This window comes from Mongoliibacter sp., assembly GCF_007692705.1.
Taxonomy (GTDB): Bacteria; Bacteroidota; Bacteroidia; order Cytophagales; family Cyclobacteriaceae; genus Mongoliibacter.
On record NZ_REBN01000137.1, the window covers coordinates 1 to 17097 of the forward strand.

The 17097-nt window shown below is 38.0% G+C and carries 15 protein-coding genes and 1 tRNA gene; 5 read left to right on the plus strand and 11 right to left on the minus strand.

Annotated features, from left to right (window positions below):
• Positions 1-249 precede the first annotated feature (249 nt).
• The 6 genes from EA341_RS07550 to EA341_RS07575 all read right to left on the minus strand — a co-directional run bounded on the left by EA341_RS07550 (position 250) and on the right by EA341_RS07575 (position 3372).
• Positions 250-735, minus strand: a complete 486-nt coding sequence (locus EA341_RS07550) for a DUF4252 domain-containing protein (protein WP_293012711.1) — start codon at positions 733-735, stop codon at positions 250-252.
• Between the two features lie 7 nt (positions 736-742).
• Complete coding sequence (locus EA341_RS07555; protein ID WP_293012712.1) at positions 743-1273, minus strand: hypothetical protein; 531 nt, start codon at positions 1271-1273, stop codon at positions 743-745.
• 252 nt (positions 1274-1525) lie between these two features.
• Positions 1526-2047: a DUF4252 domain-containing protein gene (locus EA341_RS07560; RefSeq protein WP_293012713.1), complete on the minus strand. Its 522-nt coding sequence runs from the start codon at positions 2045-2047 to the stop codon at positions 1526-1528.
• Positions 2048-2179: 132 nt separating this feature from the next.
• Entirely contained in the window at positions 2180-2611 is a 432-nt protein-coding gene (locus tag EA341_RS07565) for a hypothetical protein (RefSeq protein ID WP_293012714.1), read from the minus strand.
• Positions 2598-3092: a sigma-70 family RNA polymerase sigma factor gene (locus EA341_RS07570; protein ID WP_293012715.1), complete on the minus strand. Its 495-nt coding sequence runs from the start codon at positions 3090-3092 to the stop codon at positions 2598-2600. Before EA341_RS07570 ends, EA341_RS07565 begins: the two co-directional genes overlap by 14 nt.
• Before the next feature lie 207 nt (positions 3093-3299).
• Positions 3300-3372: transfer RNA gene (locus tag EA341_RS07575), tRNA-Phe, on the minus strand.
• A gap of 106 nt (positions 3373-3478) precedes the next feature.
• On the opposite strand from EA341_RS07575, the gene EA341_RS07580 reads away from it, so the two are divergent.
• From EA341_RS07580 to EA341_RS07600, 5 genes are all read left to right on the plus strand, one after another.
• Positions 3479-4813, plus strand: a complete 1335-nt coding sequence (locus EA341_RS07580; RefSeq protein ID WP_293012716.1) for a 4Fe-4S dicluster domain-containing protein — start codon at positions 3479-3481, stop codon at positions 4811-4813.
• Between the two features lie 113 nt (positions 4814-4926).
• Positions 4927-5718 (plus strand): (Fe-S)-binding protein, encoded by a 792-nt coding sequence (locus tag EA341_RS07585; protein ID WP_293012717.1) that lies wholly within the window; start codon positions 4927-4929, stop codon positions 5716-5718.
• 328 nt (positions 5719-6046) lie between these two features.
• A complete protein-coding gene (locus EA341_RS07590) occupies positions 6047-7393 on the plus strand; it encodes a PhoH family protein (protein WP_293012718.1) in 1347 nt (448 codons plus the stop codon).
• Positions 7394-7526: 133 nt separating this feature from the next.
• Positions 7527-8489, plus strand: a complete 963-nt coding sequence (locus EA341_RS07595; protein ID WP_293012719.1) for a nitrilase family protein — start codon at positions 7527-7529, stop codon at positions 8487-8489.
• A gap of 534 nt (positions 8490-9023) precedes the next feature.
• Positions 9024-9383, plus strand: coding sequence for a hypothetical protein (locus tag EA341_RS07600; protein WP_293012720.1), 360 nt, complete (start codon positions 9024-9026; stop codon positions 9381-9383).
• A 68-nt stretch (positions 9384-9451) separates the two neighbouring features.
• On the opposite strand, the gene EA341_RS07605 is transcribed toward EA341_RS07600, so the two are convergent.
• The 5 genes from EA341_RS07605 to EA341_RS07625 all read right to left on the minus strand — a co-directional run bounded on the left by EA341_RS07605 (position 9452) and on the right by EA341_RS07625 (position 16998).
• Positions 9452-10210 (minus strand): response regulator, encoded by a 759-nt coding sequence (locus EA341_RS07605; RefSeq protein WP_293012721.1) that lies wholly within the window; start codon positions 10208-10210, stop codon positions 9452-9454.
• 147 nt (positions 10211-10357) lie between these two features.
• A complete protein-coding gene (locus EA341_RS07610) occupies positions 10358-11095 on the minus strand; it encodes a LytTR family transcriptional regulator DNA-binding domain-containing protein (RefSeq protein ID WP_293012723.1) in 738 nt (245 codons plus the stop codon).
• A 13-nt stretch (positions 11096-11108) separates the two neighbouring features.
• The gene (locus tag EA341_RS07615) at positions 11109-12161 is read right to left on the minus strand and encodes a sensor histidine kinase (protein WP_293012725.1); all 1053 of its coding nucleotides are present in this window, start codon (positions 12159-12161) and stop codon (positions 11109-11111) included.
• A gap of 93 nt (positions 12162-12254) precedes the next feature.
• Positions 12255-15086, minus strand: a complete 2832-nt coding sequence (gene uvrA / locus EA341_RS07620; protein ID WP_293012743.1) for an excinuclease ABC subunit UvrA — start codon at positions 15084-15086, stop codon at positions 12255-12257.
• Positions 15087-15198: 112 nt separating this feature from the next.
• Positions 15199-16998: a hypothetical protein gene (locus EA341_RS07625; RefSeq protein WP_293012727.1), complete on the minus strand. Its 1800-nt coding sequence runs from the start codon at positions 16996-16998 to the stop codon at positions 15199-15201.
• Positions 16999-17097: the final 99 nt, after the last annotated feature.

Sequence of the window (17097 nt, forward strand, 5' to 3'; positions counted from 1 at the left end):
AATAGGCTTTTTGTTAATAAATTAATAAAAAATATTTGTAATAATTATTGATAATTAAATCTATAAAATTTTTTCGCAATCGGTAACGCTTGTAATTAATTTAAGTATAATGCTGTAAAAACAAAATAATATTTTTTTTATTTAAATTATTAAACGATAAAAGAAACAATCGATTGCGAATACCCAAATTTAAAAAATAAAAAAGTGATCCTTCCAAAAGGACCACTTGCAAAATGAGATTTAGAAGGTTTATCGGGATACCTTACCAATATCGGCTATAGTTTCAGAATCAAATTTCCCAAATAATTCCAAAACCATGACCTCATTTTTATCATCCCGAACAAGAACAACAATATCGCTGATGATTTTATCGCCCTTGGTAAATACCTGAATTCCATTTTTCTTTTCTTGCATTTCCAAAGTGAGATCGAAGCGCTCTTTCTCTAATCCTTTTCTTAAAGTATTATACTCAGTCTTTGCTGTTTGAGCGCTTACAGGGAGTTTAAACATTTTAAGTCTCTCCATAGAGTTTGCAATGGCTTCCTGCTTTCCATGATCCAACTGAATATTTAAGCCCTTGGCAAAATTCATGAAACTTCCTCCTATATCGAGGTGAAAGAAGTTTTCATTCCCTTTGTATTTTTGATACATAGCGTCAACAGATTTGCTTTGGGCAAAGCTGTATTGTCCTAGGAGCAACAATAAGGCTGCGAATAAAATTATATGCTTTTTCATAGTCGGTTTATTTATTTAGTGTGTTTTCTAGTTGAAAGTGTAGCCTGTCTTTTTCTTTGGTTTTTGGCTTATACTTAAAATATAGGAGTTCGTATTTTTCTTTGCTGCTTGCTAAAAAGTATATCTCTTCCTGGTATTTGTCTCCATTTGATAACATATAAAAGATATCTTCCCCATCTACTTGTTCAAATACAGGTTTGAATTCAGCAGAGACTGATTTATCTAATGTTTCTGCAAGAAGTTTTCCAGATACTTGGTCTTTCAAGTAAACAGCTGAAACCATTTCCTCAAAATTCTTGAAATCTATAGCGAGTTCTGATTTATTTTTATCGTTGAAGGAAAGCCTGTAAGTGGCATCCATTTCAGTAATTCTCATTCCTCTTTTTGAGTCGGTGTCTTCCCAAGGCCATAGAATCTTTGATTCTACCGGCGTTTCTAATCTCTCATTTATCGCCTCATATGGATCAGATTGTGCAAAGCCGTTTTGAAGAATAAGTGCAAAAAAAGTTACTGTAAGTACTATATAATTTCGTCTCATTGTTTTATAATTTTAATCTATTTAATAGTCTGCTATTTCTACAATGCATGTATTTGAATAGGATTGAATATCACTTAATAACCAATATCAATAAATCCCTAAAATCAATTTGTCTTTAGTTCGAGTAGGAAGTTTTATTTCTTGGTTACTGCTGAAATTTCGTATCCACATCTTTCTGAAATATTTGAATCTAATTTCTACTATATTTCAGTTGTATATCTTCCTTATTTCAAACTGTAACCTAATCCCCGCTTATTTTCCTCCTTTATACTTATCCATTCCAGGAATATTGGTCTTATCAGCTAGAATATTGAGGTCTTGATAACTGAAGTCACCCAACATACTCAGCAGTGTAAAACTATCTTTAGATCCGCTGATCATGATCAGTTCCTTGACCTTCCCTTTTTCTTCACGCACCATAAACTTGATGTTAGATCCTTTGTCAGCCACATCCATTAAATCCTCGTAGAGATTTTTGTTCAAAGTGCTCATGGCTTCTTTATATAGGTTATTTCCACTGACTTTATCGGCACTTAAAATTCTTATGCCCTTCACCCGAGAGATGAGCTCCCCCATTTTTTGAGAATCTTCATCTTTACTGTCAGCTGATTTGAGAAAGCCACCTGCCATTTGCATCATCTTGGGGCTGATGTATACCCTGGAAAAGTTATCGTCTTCCATATACTTAGAAAAGAATTTTACTATAGCATCATCCTGAGCCTGAAGGCCAGAGATGATAAAACATAGGAAAATGGCACTGATATATTTTTTCATCTTTTTATAATTTTTCTTTATTGATCACAAATAAACTATCCAATAACTATCTGGATTATCTCGCATCTTGGATGGTAATCCTATGTGGACCTGAAATCTAGCTTACCTGCATGAAGCAAGATCTCTATATAATTATTTTACTTCATCGACATTGAACAACTCATGAGTAGTATTGAGGTATTTCAAATCCTCCATGATTTCTATCTTTGAAGTTCCCTTTTGAAGGTTATCCTGTATAAGCATAAAGGCCTGCATTACCTGTTCGTAAGCCATTCTCTGCTGATAAGTCTGATAAGAATCATAGGCCACCCAACTTGAAACTAATAAGATGACCAATGCTGCCGCATACCGAAGCCACCTATTGAATGCATTCAACGGTTTTTGAGCAACTGAAATGGGTTCAGCAGAATTTTTTGATAATTTATCCAGACCCAAGAAGAAAGACTTTTCCTGCTCCATTCCTTCAGTATGGGAAAGAAGTTTTCTCAGTTGACGCTCTTCTTCAAGACTGCTGTTACCCTCCCAATACTTATTTAAAAGCTCACTTAACTTATCTTTCATCATAATTGGCATTTATAAGGAATTCCCGAAGTGATTTTCTACTTCTGTGTAAATTGACTTTTACCTGATCCAAGGAGATTTCCATGTACTCGGAAATTTCCTCATAGGTCAATCCTTCCACTTCTCTTAAATGAAACACTTCCTTCTGTTTTTCAGGCAGTGTCTGCAAGAACTTAAAGACGAGTTTAACCTGGACATCAGTATCTCCTTCCTCCACCCTTGCTTCTGATTCAAAGTCCAAACCCTCAAGTTTTTCGAACTTTTTATAGTTTCGAAAATGCTGAAGGCTTTCATTCTTTAAAGCCCGAACCATCCATCCTGTTGGATTTTCCATTTTTTGAAGCTCATCTTTTCTCATCCATGCTTTTTCAAAAACACTTTGCAAAACATCCTGTGCAGTATCCCTGTCTTTCAACCAGAGATAGGCCATTCTGTAAAGTTGGTTTTTGAGCGATAAAATATGTGCTTCAAAAAAAGTCTTCATTCAGTTAGATGATCCATGAGGATTTGAAATGTTACAGCAATTTGGGAAAAAAATAGAAATTAGATTGATTTTAAATTGCCTTACAAAATAGTATGCATGCCTACTATTTATTATTTTGCATCAACTAATGAATAAGAATGGAGAAGGAGTCTGTAAATAATCTTAGAAGGGTACAAATAAAAAAAGTCCCGATTATCTCGGGACTTGTGGTGATGAGTGGATTCGAACCACCGACTCACGGATTTTCAGTCCGATGCTCTACCAACTGAGCTACATCACCGTTACCGTTTAAAGTGATGCAAAGGTAGATATTTGTATCTTTGATGCAAATCATTTCAATAAAAAAAATCATATAAACCCATTCAATAAACGCTAAATTAAACAATATGAGCATTTTACCTCAGTTGATTTTTCTTCTTGTTTTTGCAGTAGCTGGCTACATTCTTTACAAAAGAGTCAGTTACCTGAGAAGAAATATCTTCCTTGGCCAAAAGGAAGATCGAAATGACCAAAAAGACCAAAGATGGAAAACCATGCTTTTGGTAGCGCTTGGTCAAAAGAAGATGTTTAAAAGGTTGGGGCCAGCATTTCTGCACCTGCTGATTTATGTAGCCTTTATCATCATCAATCTTGAAGTTCTGGAATTCATCATTGATGGATTTTCGGGTCAGCATAGGATCTTTGCTCCATTCCTTGGAACTGTCTACACGGTTGCGATGAATATGTTCGAATTCCTGGCCATCGCTGTTCTCGTTTCCTGCGTGGCTTTCCTGATACGAAGGAATGTCATGAGGGTAAAGAGACTTTCAATGACTGAGCTAAAAGGGTGGCCTGCATTAGATGCCAACCTCATTCTTATAATAGAGATTGTACTGATGTTTGCAATCCTTACCATGAATGCTACAGATCAGATTCTTGCTGAAAGAGGCGTTGAAAAATACATCGCGCTGCAAGGTTTATTTTTCAGTGGTTTGATTCAGCCTATTTTCCAAGGTATGTCAGATGGGACCTTGGTTTTCATCGAACGCTTTGCATGGTGGTTCCATATTGTAGGTATTCTAGCCTTTGCAGTATATGTGACTTACTCTAAGCATCTGCATATTTTCCTTGCCTTCCCCAATACTTGGTATTCTAACCTGAAGCCTAAAGGAGAAATGAAGAATATGGAAGAAGTTACCAATGAAGTCAATATGATGTTGGGAATACAGACTGAAGCTTCTAGTGAACCTCCTGCGGAAATCGCGAGATTTGGCGCAAAGGATGTCAATGATTTATCCTGGGTGAACATAATGAATGCATATAGTTGCACAGAATGTGGTAGATGTACAGCCGAATGTCCGGCAAATATTACCGGAAAGAAATTGTCTCCGCGTAAAATTATGATGGATGTCAGAGACCGTGCTGAAGAGGTCGGTAAAAGTCTAGATGCCGGTGGACCTGGCTTAGAAGATGGCAAATCACTCTTGGGAGACTATACTACCAAAGAGGAAATTAATGCCTGCACTTCTTGCAATGCTTGTGTGGAAGCCTGTCCAGTCAATATAGATCCACTTTCCATAATCCTTCAGATGAGAAGATATGTGGCCATGGAGGAATCAGGTAGTCCTGCGCAATGGAACGCCATGTTCCAAAACATGGAAACTTCTTTTTCTCCTTGGAAATTTGCCCCAACTGATAGGTTTAACTGGGCAGATCATTTGAAAAATGAGGAAGCGAAATAAGAAGCAAGAAAAAAGAGACAAGAAACAAGAAGAAAGAGAGAATAGACATAGGATTCAAAAAGGAAGAGCCCCTAAAATCTACAATCTTAAATCTAAAATCTAAAATCCAAACAATGTCAACATACAAAATTCCAACCATGGCCGAGATGGCCTCATCAGGAGAAAATCCAGAAATTCTTTTTTGGGTGGGCTGTGCCGGATCATTTGATGATAGGTACAAGGCAGTCACTCAGGCATTTGTAAAAATACTCAATAAAGTTGGGGTCAGTTTTGCTGTATTGGGTCCCGAGGAGGCCTGTACAGGAGATCCGGCAAGGCGAGCAGGAAATGAATTTCTATTTCAGATGCAGGCAGTAGCCAATATTCAGGTTATGAACGGCTACAACGTAAAAAAAGTAGTCACTGCCTGCCCACATTGCTTCAATACGATAAAAAACGAATATCCTGCTTTGGGAGGAAATTACGAAGTGATTCATCACTCTCAATTTTTACAGCAATTGATCAACGAAGGAAAAGTAGCCCTTCAAGGTGGTGGCGAATTCAAAGGAAAGAAAATCACTTTCCATGACTCCTGTTTCCTGGGTAGGGCAAATGATGTGTATGAAGCCCCTAGAGATGTCATAAAAGCTTTGGATGTGGAATTGGTTGAAATGAAGCGTTGCAAAACAAAAGGATTATGCTGTGGTGCTGGTGGAGCGCAGATGTTCAAGGAGCCTGAAAACGGCAAAAAAGACATCAATATAGAGCGTACTGAAGAAGCTTTATCCACAGGAGCCTCTGCCATTGCAGTTGGCTGCCCTTTCTGCCTGACCATGATGACTGATGGAGTCAAAAATAAAGAGCGAGAGCATGATGTCAAAGTCTATGACTTGGCCGAAATGATAGCCAAGGATATGGGTATATAATAGAAGGAATTATGCTTTTATATTGCTTTAATCCTGTCAGGTTCTGGAAACCGACAGGATTTTTTTTGTAATTAATTTGAAAGTTAGGTCCCGTACAAAAGGTAAGTCTGTAATTTTTCCAAAGCTTGGATATTCATTACAAGCCAAATAGGATAATCATGATACTGGCAAAATAGAACATGGCTAAGGCAAAATTTATCAACTTGACTGTCAAACGAATACCCCTGATGATTTCTTAATCTTTCTTATTTTTCTTTATATAAATGGTAATCCTATTATTATTTTTCTAACTTATTCCTAACTATTAACCACTAAAATTTTACCATTTATGCCTAGAGCTAAATCCGATAAAGACCGTAAAATTTTTGTGCTGGATACTTCTGTCATCCTCTATGCACATAATTCCATCATGAACTTCGCTGAACATGATGTGGTCATCCCAATTACTGTATTGGAAGAGCTCGATCAGTTTAAGAAGGGTAACGATACCAAAAATTTTGAAGCCAGGGAATTTATCCGCCTGTTGGATAAACTATCCAAGGACAACATGATTCATAATTGGACTCCCCTCAATGGAAAGACCAAAGGTAATTTCAGGGTACTGATGAATCCTGAAAATAATATCAACGCCAACATTGTCTTTGGAGAAGAGAAGAATGACCATAAGATCCTAAATGCCGCTCTTCATCTGAAGGAGACGGAAAAAAACAGGAAAGTCATCCTTGTAAGTAAGGACATCAATCTACGACTGAAGGCTAAATCTTTGGAAATTTATGCTGAAGATTATGAAACAGGCAAAATCAAAAATATTTCCGAACTCGAAAATACTGGAAGATTTGTATTGGAGGGAATTGATCCTGAAATGATCAATCAACTCTATGAGAAACACCATGTGGAGGCAAAGCTGATATTGGGTACCAGAAAGAGGAAAGCCAATGCTTATTACATATTAAAAAGTGATAAAAATTCAGTTTTGGCTTATTTCAATGCTGAGGACAATACCCTTGAAAGAGTGGACAAAAAATTGGCTTACAATATCAAACCAAAAAATGCAGAGCAGACTTTTGCCTTACATGCCATTCTGAACCCAAGAGTCAAGTTGGTGTCCATTCAAGGCGTAGCCGGAACAGGTAAAACACTTCTTGCTTTGGCAGGTGCTTTGGAACAGCGTAGAGAGTATAAGCAGGTTTTCCTAGCAAGACCTATAGTACCATTAAGTAATAAAGATATTGGATACCTTCCCGGAGACATCAAGTCGAAATTAAATCCTTATATGGAGCCACTTTGGGATAATCTTAAATTTATCCAAAATCAATTCAAGGAATCAGACAAGGAGTACCAAAAGATAACTGAACTGGTCAACCAGGAAAAATTGGTGATTCAACCTTTGGCTTATATCAGAGGTAGATCATTATCAAATATCTTCTTTATAGTAGATGAGGCACAAAACCTCACCCCTCATGAAATCAAAACCATTATCAGTAGGGCTGGGGAAAACACCAAAATCATTTTTACAGGTGATATTTTCCAGATTGACACACCGTACCTTGACTCACAAAGTAATGGGCTTTCTTACCTTATTGACCGGGTAAAGGACCATCCATTATATTCACATATCAAACTTGAAAAAGGTGAAAGGTCTGATTTGGCGAATTTGGCAAATGACTTATTGTAAATAATTTCAAGCATAATTTAAACCGATGGGCTTTAATCAGTTCATCGGTTTTTTTATTCCATTCGTCCCTTTTTCCTTTGGTCCTTTCCTCAAAGACTTTAGCTTTATTTTACATCAGTAAATGATTTATATAATGCAAAATCTCAAAATTGCCAGTGCACAATTTGAAAACCGTAGTGGTGACAAAGCCTATAACCTAGCGGTAATTGATAAATTATCTGCACAAGCAGCACAAAAGGGTGCTCAAGTGATTGCTTTTCACGAGTGTTCGATTACTGGATATTCTTTTGCCCGCAAGTTAAACCGGGAAGAGTTACTGGAATTGGCAGAGCCAATTCCAGATGGCCCCTCGTTGCAAAAACTAAAAGAAATATCAAAGAAAAATAAGATTGTGGTTTTGGCTGGGCTATTTGAAAAAGAAAGGGATGGCAGGGTTTACAAAGCTTATGTATGTGTAGATTCAAATGGACTCGTTGCAAAATACAGAAAACTTCACCCCTTTATCAATCCTCATGTATTGCCGGGAAATGAGTATGTGGTGTTTGATCTCTTAGGTTGGAAATGCGGGATTCTGATCTGCTATGATAACAATATCATCGAAAACGTACGCGCCACCAAGTTGCTGGGCGCAGATATCATATTCATGCCTCATGTGACTATGTGTACGCCATCAACCCGACCTGGAGCAGGATTTGTGGATCCAAAACTCTGGAAGAACAGAGAAAAAGACCCTACAAGTTTGAGAATGGAATTTGATGGTCTGAAGGGAAGAGCTTGGTTGATGAAATGGTTACCGGCAAGAGCTTATGACAATGCCGTATATGCGGTTTTTTCCAACCCCATTGGGATGGATGATGATCAGTTGAAAAACGGCTGTTCCATGATCGTAGATCCATTTGGGGATATTTTGGCAGAATGCAGGGATTTTGGAGATAGTTTTGTAATTGCTTCCCTACAAGCTGAAAAATTGACTCAAGCTGGAGGGTCTCGTTACCTAAAAGCCAGAAGACCTGAGTTGTATTCAAATATACTTGGACAAGCCCATCAGTCAGAACAAAAAGTTGCATGGCTAAATGATCAGAAAGAAAAGGAATAAATAAGATTAAAACCAGCTGAATTGGATATCAAGACTCTTCAAGAAGTAATCACTCAAACCGGGAGGTAAACATGCAATGTGGGGGATACAGCACAGCTACTGTAGGTGAGGATATGGAATTAATTGTCCGAATGAGGCGCTAATTGAACCATTGTTTTTTCATCCCTTTACAGTATATGCATCACTAAAGGGAAATTGGGAAAAACTCAGCGGTAATAAAGGTTGGGGTGAAATGACCAGAAAAGGATTTGACAAGAAAACAGTATGAGAAATTTTAAGTAGACATGTCTACTTGTTCGATGTTTTTAGTTTTTTTAACCTACTCCAAGCAACCTTTTTCCTTTATTCTAATCCGATTAATTGTATCAAATTACTGTATTGGGTGTTCGTTTTTGTACACTGAAAAAAATTCCTAAAATAGTAAATACTTGATATTCAATATTTTAAAAATTTAGGATCAGATTTTGGCATATAGCTTACACCAATCCACAATGCTTGGGAACAAAAACATTGAAAAAATTAAACCTTACGAAAATGAAACCAACTATTTTAACTCAGCACAATGTATGTGCCTTTATTGGCCTTTTGATGGCTTTGACAATTTTATGGTCAGCCAAAGCAGAAGCGAAAGTACAAAATTTCGATATGGAGACTGCCCACATAGCAGTAAATGACACAGTGAAAGAATTGAAAGAACCTGCAATGGTTTTGGAAGTCAACATGGATGAACTTCATCTAAAAACCCTCCCTACAATTACATTCATAAACAAGTATGGAGAAGTGGTTGCTGAATTTTATGGAGAGAAATCCGAAATCGAAGGGAAGTTCAAAGAATTATTAAAAAGTGGAAGTTTCATGATGTCTTCTGGCAAACATGAATTTTACTTAATATGACAGTTTAGTTGATTGTTTGGTTTTTTGAAAAGTAAAAAAGGTGAGCGTTGCTCACCTTTTTTATGGAATCAACTTTCTGTGATGGTATTTAATTTGGCTAAGAAGCCATTGTAATATTGTCTCCCAACCTGTACCACTGGTCCGGAAATCAATGAGATATCCTTGGTATTAAAGCTTTCGATTTGGGCCAATTGCACAATAAAAGATTTTTGTACCCTTAAGAAAAGATTTGATGGAAGTTTTTCTTCCATATCCTTCATAGACTTTCTTATTGTGAAATTCCTTCCTTTACAATAGATGGTAACCATATTTCCATTGGCTTCCACATAATAAATGTCTTTGTAAGGAACCCGCTCATACGCGTTGTCTGATTTGATAAAAACAGCATCGGTAACCAAGTAAGGGCTTTCATCCAAATTTGATACTGTAGCAGATGTAGCCGGCGCGGGCTTTGCTCTCTTATTGTATAGTACAATCTCTACTATGGCATGTATATCATTGGTATTGAAAGGTTTCACAATAAAACCTGCTGGATTAATTCGTTTTGCCCTTTCGATTATAGTAGGGTCAGAGTAAGAGGTTACAAAAACCAAAGGAGCATCAACCATTTGTTTGATGATTTCTCCCAGTTCGATTCCATCCTTATCTCCCTTGAGCTTGATATCCATAAATACCAAATCAGGTCGGTATTTTTTGACGACTTTTATGGCTTGATTGGCGGAATTAGCTGTGTCTATGTTGACATATCCTAAAAGCTCCAAAATTTCTTCAATATTTTCAGCAATATTGATATCGTCTTCGACGATTAAAATTCTCTCCTCTTTCATAGTGCTTACTTGAGAAATTAAGCGTTAAAATTTTAATAAAATAGATTTTAATAGATACAAAACCAATAGATACCTCTATTTACAAAATTTGGTTTTGGGAATCAATAAAACAGTTGATTTTCTTGATTCCGGTTAAGTCATATACACTTAAAGGCTCATCATATCTTTGAACCTTGCAGCTTGTCTTCTACTTACTTCTATTCTATCTCCCCCTTTGAGCGTAACGACAAGACCTCCATTGAACCAAGGCTCTATGGCCTCCACCCAACTTAAGTTAATGATATGCTTTCTGCTGGCTCGAAAAAAAGATTTTTCATCCAGTCTTTCATCCAGAGCATTAAGGGATTTGTGGATCATAGGCTTATTATTTTCAAAATAGACTTTGATATAATTGCCATCAGATTCAAATAACCTCACATTTTGAAGCTTGACAAACCAACACCTGTCTCCATCTTTGACAAAAACCTGATCATTGAGGGTTAGCTTTTTATTTTGTTGGGATTCCGTAGCACTTTCCAGCCTTTCGTGAGTGTCAGAGAGCTTTTTTTGAAGTCTTTCAATTGCTTCGCCAAGCCTTTTGGGCTCGACTGGTTTGAGTAAATAGTCAAGGGCATTGACCTGAAAAGCTTTTAAAGCATATTCGTCGTATGCAGTGGTGAAAATGACATGTGGAACATTGTCAAGTTCTTCAAGCAAATCGAACCCTGTCTTTTCAGGCATTTGAATATCCAGGAAAACGACATCTGGATTTAAAGATTCTATTTTTTCCTTGGCATCATCTACGTTGTTTGCCTCACCAACCACTTCTACTTGGTCAAATTGTGAAAGTAAATTAATCAGCTCTTTTCTGGCCAATCTCTCATCGTCGATTACAAGTGCGCGCATTTTTTGTTAATTTTTAACCTAATGTAAGGTTTTGTTTTGGAATTTTTATTTCAGTGATGACAAAATCGCTTCCGGAATTGAAAATCTTAAAAGAAGCCCGGCTTCCATAAATCAATTTCAGCCGCTGTATGGTATTGCTGATACCATGTCCTTCGCCATCTTTTTTTTTGGTCAAAGCATTGGTTTTCAGTTGACCACTGTTCTTTACCTGTATGATAAGGCTATCGGAAATCCCCTCATGACATTTGATTTGTATCAAACCACCTTTTACCCTATTGGAGATACCATGTTTGATCGCGTTTTCCACAATAGTTTGCAGCATCATAGGAGGAACTTTATATTCATAAGCAGTAGGGTCAATCTCATATTTCACTTCAAGCCGTTCTTCGAAGCGGATAGACTCCAGGTTAAGATAATCTTTGACTGTATTGAATTCATTTTCAAAATCAATAGTCCTTTTTTTATCCATCATCAATGAAAACCTGAGGATATTGGATAATTGTGTAATGGCCGATTTTGCTTTGATGGGGTCTTCATCTACCAAAGCCCTTACACTGTTCAAAGCATTGAAAATAAAATGAGGGTTCAGTTGGCTTTTAAGGTGGTTGAGTTGAATTTCATTAATCTTTGCCTGATACTTCAAAGACTGATTATAATTGTCCAAAAAGTGAAAGAGGAAATATAACATTGCCCAAAGCGCATAGAACAAAAAGCTTACAAAAATATTTCCAGCAATGACTACTGGACGAAAGTCAACCTCCGGATCCAAAGTATCAAAAATCCAATTGATAAGAATCTGAGCAAGTGTATTGGTGATACTAAGTGCCGTCAATGCAAGAAAAGTGTAAAACAATAAACGGCCAAAGTTGAGGTTAAACCAACCGTATTTCTTAATTACATTTCTAAATATATGCGTGGAAAAAAGATAAAAGGCCGATAAAGAAAAGAAAGCACCTATCTGGACAGGAGATATCCCTCTGTCCAATGAGACAAAAAACAGGTAAATCAATGCCAAGCATGACCATCCCAGTATTTGCAAACTCCAATATAAGCGAATCCTATTCATATATCGGGTGCTAATATAATTAAGCCTTTACTGGATGGCACAAGCATTTTACAGCAGGGTATTTAATTCGCAATGGAGGGTTATATAAGGTGCTCAACTTAATTCTTCCTTCAAGAATCTTGCTGTATGGCTTGTTTTATGTTTTGCTACCTGTTCCGGACTGCCCTTGGTTATTATCTGCCCTCCTTTGGATCCACCTTCGGGACCAAGGTCCACTATATGATCCGCAACCTTGATGATGTCAAGGTTATGCTCTATGATCAGCACAGTATTGCCCTTGTCCACAAGTCTATTGAGAACTTCCAAAAGATGTTCAATATCCTGAAAGTGAAGTCCTGTAGTAGGCTCATCTAAAATATAAAAGGTTTTACCGGTGTCTTTTTTGGACAACTCAGTTGCCAGCTTTACCCTTTGTGCCTCTCCTCCGGAAAGTGTTGTAGCATGCTGTCCCAAAGTAATATACCCAAGACCTACGTCATTTAGGGTTTTTATTTTTCGAAGGATCTTGGGCTGAAATTCAAAGAACTCTACCGCTTGTTCCACAGTCATATCCAAAACATCTGAGATAGATTTCCCTTTAAACCGTACTTCTAATGTTTCTCGGTTATATCTTTTCCCTTTACAGGTTTCACATGGAATATGTACATCAGGCAAAAAGTCCATTTCAACGAGTTTCATCCCTGCTCCTTCACAATCTTCACAGCGGCCTCCTTTGACATTGAAGCTAAATCGACCGGGCTTATAGCCTCTGATTTTGGCTTCCGGCAATTCAGTAAATAATGCCCTGATATCAGTAAACACACCTGTATAGGTAGCTGGATTTGATCTTGGGGTCCTACCAATTGGGGACTGGTCTACTTCAATCACTTTATCTAGGTGTTCCAGCCCTGTAATACTTTTATAAGGCAGGGGCTCTCTTTTTGATTTGTAAAAATGCTGATTCAGCAAAGGATAAAGTGTTTCGTGAATTAGTGAGCTTTTCCCTGATCCGGAAACACCAGTAACCGAAATCATTGTCCCAAGTGGAAGTTTGAGGTCTACATTTTTGAGATTATTGCCAGAAGCACCTTTCAGCACAAGCATTTCCCCACTACCTTTTCTTCTTGAAGAAGGTATTTGAATGTTTACTTCACCATTTAGATACCTGGCTGTTAAACTGTCTTTGGTCAGCATTTCTTTTGGAGTCCCAGCGGCAACAATTTGTCCTCCGTGCCTCCCGGCTCCTGGGCCTATATCGATAACAAAATCTGCCGCCATCATCATATCTTTATCATGCTCGACCACTATTACCGAATTACCCAAATCTCGCAGGTCTTGTAAGGCTTTGATCAGTTTGACATTGTCTCTTTGATGGAGGCCTATACTAGGCTCATCAAGTATATACAACACCCCTACCAGTTGTGTTCCAATCTGAGTGGCGAGCCTGATACGCTGTGCCTCTCCTCCTGATAGCGTTCTTAAGGGTCTGTTGAGTGATAAGTAATCCAAGCCTATATCCAAAAGAAAACCAATTCTTTTCCTTATCTCTTTAAGTACCTCCTTGGCAATTACATTCTGCCTCTCATCCAGTCTTTCCTCTAGGTTTTCAAACCAATCGCCGAGGGCTTGAATATCCATATTCGCCAATTGGCCAATATGCATATCGTCCATTTTAATATGTAAGGCCTCTTTTTTCAGCCTATATCCATCACAGTCTGGGCAGGTCTTTGTAATGGTGAATTCACTTACCCAATCCTGGATCTTTTCAGTTCCTCCTTCTTGTTGCTTTTGTAAAAAATTAACTATTCCTTCAAAAGTGGTGTGCCATTTGGTCCCGGGGTATTTGACAGAATCAACAGCCACCTCAATCTTGTCACCATAAAGCAATATCTCAACTACCTCTTCAGGAAGTTTCGCTATCGGAGTTGAAATACTACATTTATAATGCTTGAGTATGGCTTCTATTTTTTTGAAAATCCATACATCCCTGTACTCTCCCAAAGGAGCAATACCACCTCTAGTTATGCTCAAGCTAGGATCAGGAATAATGCTCTCTCTCGTGATCTCGTCAATCACCCCTAATCCATTGCAGGTAGGACAAGCACCGTATGGGCTGTTGAAAGAAAAGGTGTTTGGTGCAGGCTCATCATAAGAAAGACCTGTAGTCGGATCCATCAAATATTTGGAAAAATGGTGGATATTTCCCTCCTCATCCCTCAACATGATGATCCCTTTTCCGTGTTGCAGGGCTGTTTTCAATGATTGGCTTATCCTGTAACGATCTTCCTGATCTGCAACTATCCTGTCAATGACGATTTCAATATCGTGGATTTTGTAGCGGTCAACCTGCATTTTTGGCTGAACATCCATAACGACCCCATCTACGCGAACTTTTGAAAAACCCATTTTACGTATTTGCTCGAAGAGCTCTCTATAATGGCCTTTTCGCCCTTTTACCACAGGGGCAAGTACATATAGTTTTTTCCCCTCAAAATTATCAAATAGCTGTTCTACAATCTGATCTTCAGTCTGACGGATCATTTTGTGCCCGCTTAGGTAGGAATAGGCTACTCCCGCACGGGCAAAAAGCAACCTCATAAAGTCATAAATTTCAGTAACAGTGCCTACTGTAGACCTTGGGTTTTTGGAGGTTGTCTTTTGTTCAATGGAAATCACCGGGGAAAGACCGTTGATTTTATCCACATCAGGTCTTTCCATGCCACCCAAAAATGAACGGGCATAGGCCGAAAAACTTTCCATATACCTTCTTTGTCCCTCTGCATAAATGGTGTCAAAAGCCAATGAGCTTTTACCACTTCCACTTAGGCCAGTAAGGACGATGAGTTTATTTCGCGGAATTGAAATATCAATGTTTTTCAGATTGTGTTCTCTGGCTCCAAAGATTTCAATCAACTCTTCTTTTTTTTCAACTAATAGGTCTGACATGGAGGATGTATGCATGTTTTAAAGCTCGCAAAAATACACAGAATAGATGGGGATTCCGAAAAGGGTCCAATCATAAAACCCGAAGACCTATGCAAGGTTTTATTTTTGCAGATTATTCTTTTTCCTTTTCAGCCCTTCGGGCTTCCCGCCTTTCCTTTCTGCTTGGTTTATCCTCTTTATCCTTGCTGCCAAATGAGATATTGAACAGTTTGCCGGAGCTTTCCTCCCCTGACCTTTCGGCTTTTGCCTTTTCCCTCATTTCTGAAATTTCCTCCCCAGTCAGAGTGGATTTGAGTCCCGAAAAAATCAACTGCCACCAATAGTGAAACATGGACTTATGTTGGACACGCATGAAATACACATTTCCTTTTTTGAGATTTCCTCTCTTATCGGGATTATTTGATTTGATCACCAACTTATTGGCTACAAATGCCCCCAATTTTCTCAAAAGGTTATTATCACTCTCGAAATCATCATTCAGGATTTCTATTTCCAGGTTTTCATACCTGAAAATCAGTTCACCGCTTCCTTCGTAATCATTTGCGGCAATATTGAAATCCAATCTATTTACTTTTCCATCTTTTATTCCAACCTTAGCTTCCGGCTCGATCATGGTATTGACAGCAGGTAAGTTGAAATTCCTTAGCGTTCCCACAAGTCTGAAATCATGCATCTCAGTATCCAAATAATAGGTGATTTTTGTCTCTAGTGAGCCTTCTCCCATCAATTTCCCAGAAGCATCTATCAGGATTTCGTTATTTTTTTCAACCCTATCACTAATATTGGTGATGTTGGTAGCGTGTGCATTGACATCCGAAAAGTAAATATAGCCTGCAGAAGGGGCATCATTATCCGGTCTTTCCTCTATTTTGATGTAAGCATTTTCAAGAAATAAGTTTTCAATATGAATCTTTTGGTCTATTTCTTCCAAAATTTGGTTAAGCATTTTAGGGCGACGACTCTTGTCCTCTGGCTTTCTCTTGTCTTTGAAAGCCAACAGCTCCATATTTCTTGCAAATACTGTATCAACTTCAATTGTGCTTTCTCTGAAGAATTGCATAAAGTCCAGCCCCCGGAAATCCATATTCACCTTGTCTATCTCTACCCAACCTTGATCATAATCAAACTGAGCGGTGTACTCATATTGATCTTCTTTATTCAAAAGACCAAGGTATTCAATAGACATAGTTCCGGATTTTGTATCCAACTCTATATCTTCCACCCTAGCATATTGCCTGAACTCGTCAAAGTGAAACTCTGCACTTTCTATTGTACCATGAACTGATCCCACATCAAACAATGCCTTAGAATCCCTTAAATATTCTTTTGGAAGGCTGAATTCGTAGGCTTGAATATCCATATCCATCATGGACATCCTCAGGGAGTCATTCGAGTCTTCTCTGAGCTGTACAGTAAGATCTCTTAGTTCAAAATAACCGACTTTGATATCATCGTAATCGCCGTTTTTATTTTTTTTGGATTCCTCTTTATCTTCATTGTTTTCATTGACTAAAGAATCCAATGGAGGACTTGATGAAACGACAACAACATTATCCAAAAATGCGGAGTCTACTGAAATGGTATTTTGAAAAATAAAGGAATACCAATTGAAGCCCGTAATGTTTAATCTCTCTGCATTAAGCTTTACTTTCACCTTTCCTTCACTTTCAAGAGTAGGTGGAGTGACCTCAATGTCTTTTACCCTTAAAAAAGTCCCCTTATAATTATAATCGAGTATAATTTCTCCAAAACGGATCTCATGACTTCCAAATGTAGAAGTTCGCGTAATCATGTCACTCACTATGCGGTCAGCATTCTGATTGAGGTAGGTGTTGATTAAAAATGGGACGACACGCATAAAAAATGCCAGGACAGCCAGAAAAATAAGAGCACCCCATAAGATTTTTTTCATGTGTTTATATGTTTTTAAGAGGTCACCCCGATGGATCGGGGCAGGCTATGGAATCTCACAACCCCGATAGCTATCGGGGTCATCCCTCTGTGTGAAGTT

Bases quoted from the DNA above. Each gene is read 5' to 3' on its own strand.
- EA341_RS07615 (WP_293012725.1), bottom strand. From the start codon at position 12,161: ATGAATAGGATTCGCTTATATTGGAGTTTGCAAATACTGGGATGGTCA.
- uvrA (WP_293012743.1), bottom strand. From the start codon at position 15,086: ATGTCAGACCTATTAGTTGAAAAAAAAGAAGAGTTGATTGAAATCTTT.
- EA341_RS07595 (WP_293012719.1), top strand. From the start codon at position 7,527: ATGCAAAATCTCAAAATTGCCAGTGCACAATTTGAAAACCGTAGTGGT.
- EA341_RS07565 (WP_293012714.1), bottom strand. From the start codon at position 2,611: ATGATGAAAGATAAGTTAAGTGAGCTTTTAAATAAGTATTGGGAGGGT.
- EA341_RS07600 (WP_293012720.1), top strand. From the start codon at position 9,024: ATGAAACCAACTATTTTAACTCAGCACAATGTATGTGCCTTTATTGGC.
- EA341_RS07580 (WP_293012716.1), top strand. From the start codon at position 3,479: ATGAGCATTTTACCTCAGTTGATTTTTCTTCTTGTTTTTGCAGTAGCT.
- EA341_RS07570 (WP_293012715.1), bottom strand. From the start codon at position 3,092: ATGAAGACTTTTTTTGAAGCACATATTTTATCGCTCAAAAACCAACTT.
- EA341_RS07590 (WP_293012718.1), top strand. From the start codon at position 6,047: ATGCCTAGAGCTAAATCCGATAAAGACCGTAAAATTTTTGTGCTGGAT.
- EA341_RS07555 (WP_293012712.1), bottom strand. From the start codon at position 1,273: ATGAGACGAAATTATATAGTACTTACAGTAACTTTTTTTGCACTTATT.
- EA341_RS07605 (WP_293012721.1), bottom strand. From the start codon at position 10,210: ATGAAAGAGGAGAGAATTTTAATCGTCGAAGACGATATCAATATTGCT.
- EA341_RS07550 (WP_293012711.1), bottom strand. From the start codon at position 735: ATGAAAAAGCATATAATTTTATTCGCAGCCTTATTGTTGCTCCTAGGA.
- EA341_RS07585 (WP_293012717.1), top strand. From the start codon at position 4,927: ATGTCAACATACAAAATTCCAACCATGGCCGAGATGGCCTCATCAGGA.
- EA341_RS07610 (WP_293012723.1), bottom strand. From the start codon at position 11,095: ATGCGCGCACTTGTAATCGACGATGAGAGATTGGCCAGAAAAGAGCTG.
- EA341_RS07560 (WP_293012713.1), bottom strand. From the start codon at position 2,047: ATGAAAAAATATATCAGTGCCATTTTCCTATGTTTTATCATCTCTGGC.
- EA341_RS07625 (WP_293012727.1), bottom strand. From the start codon at position 16,998: ATGAAAAAAATCTTATGGGGTGCTCTTATTTTTCTGGCTGTCCTGGCA.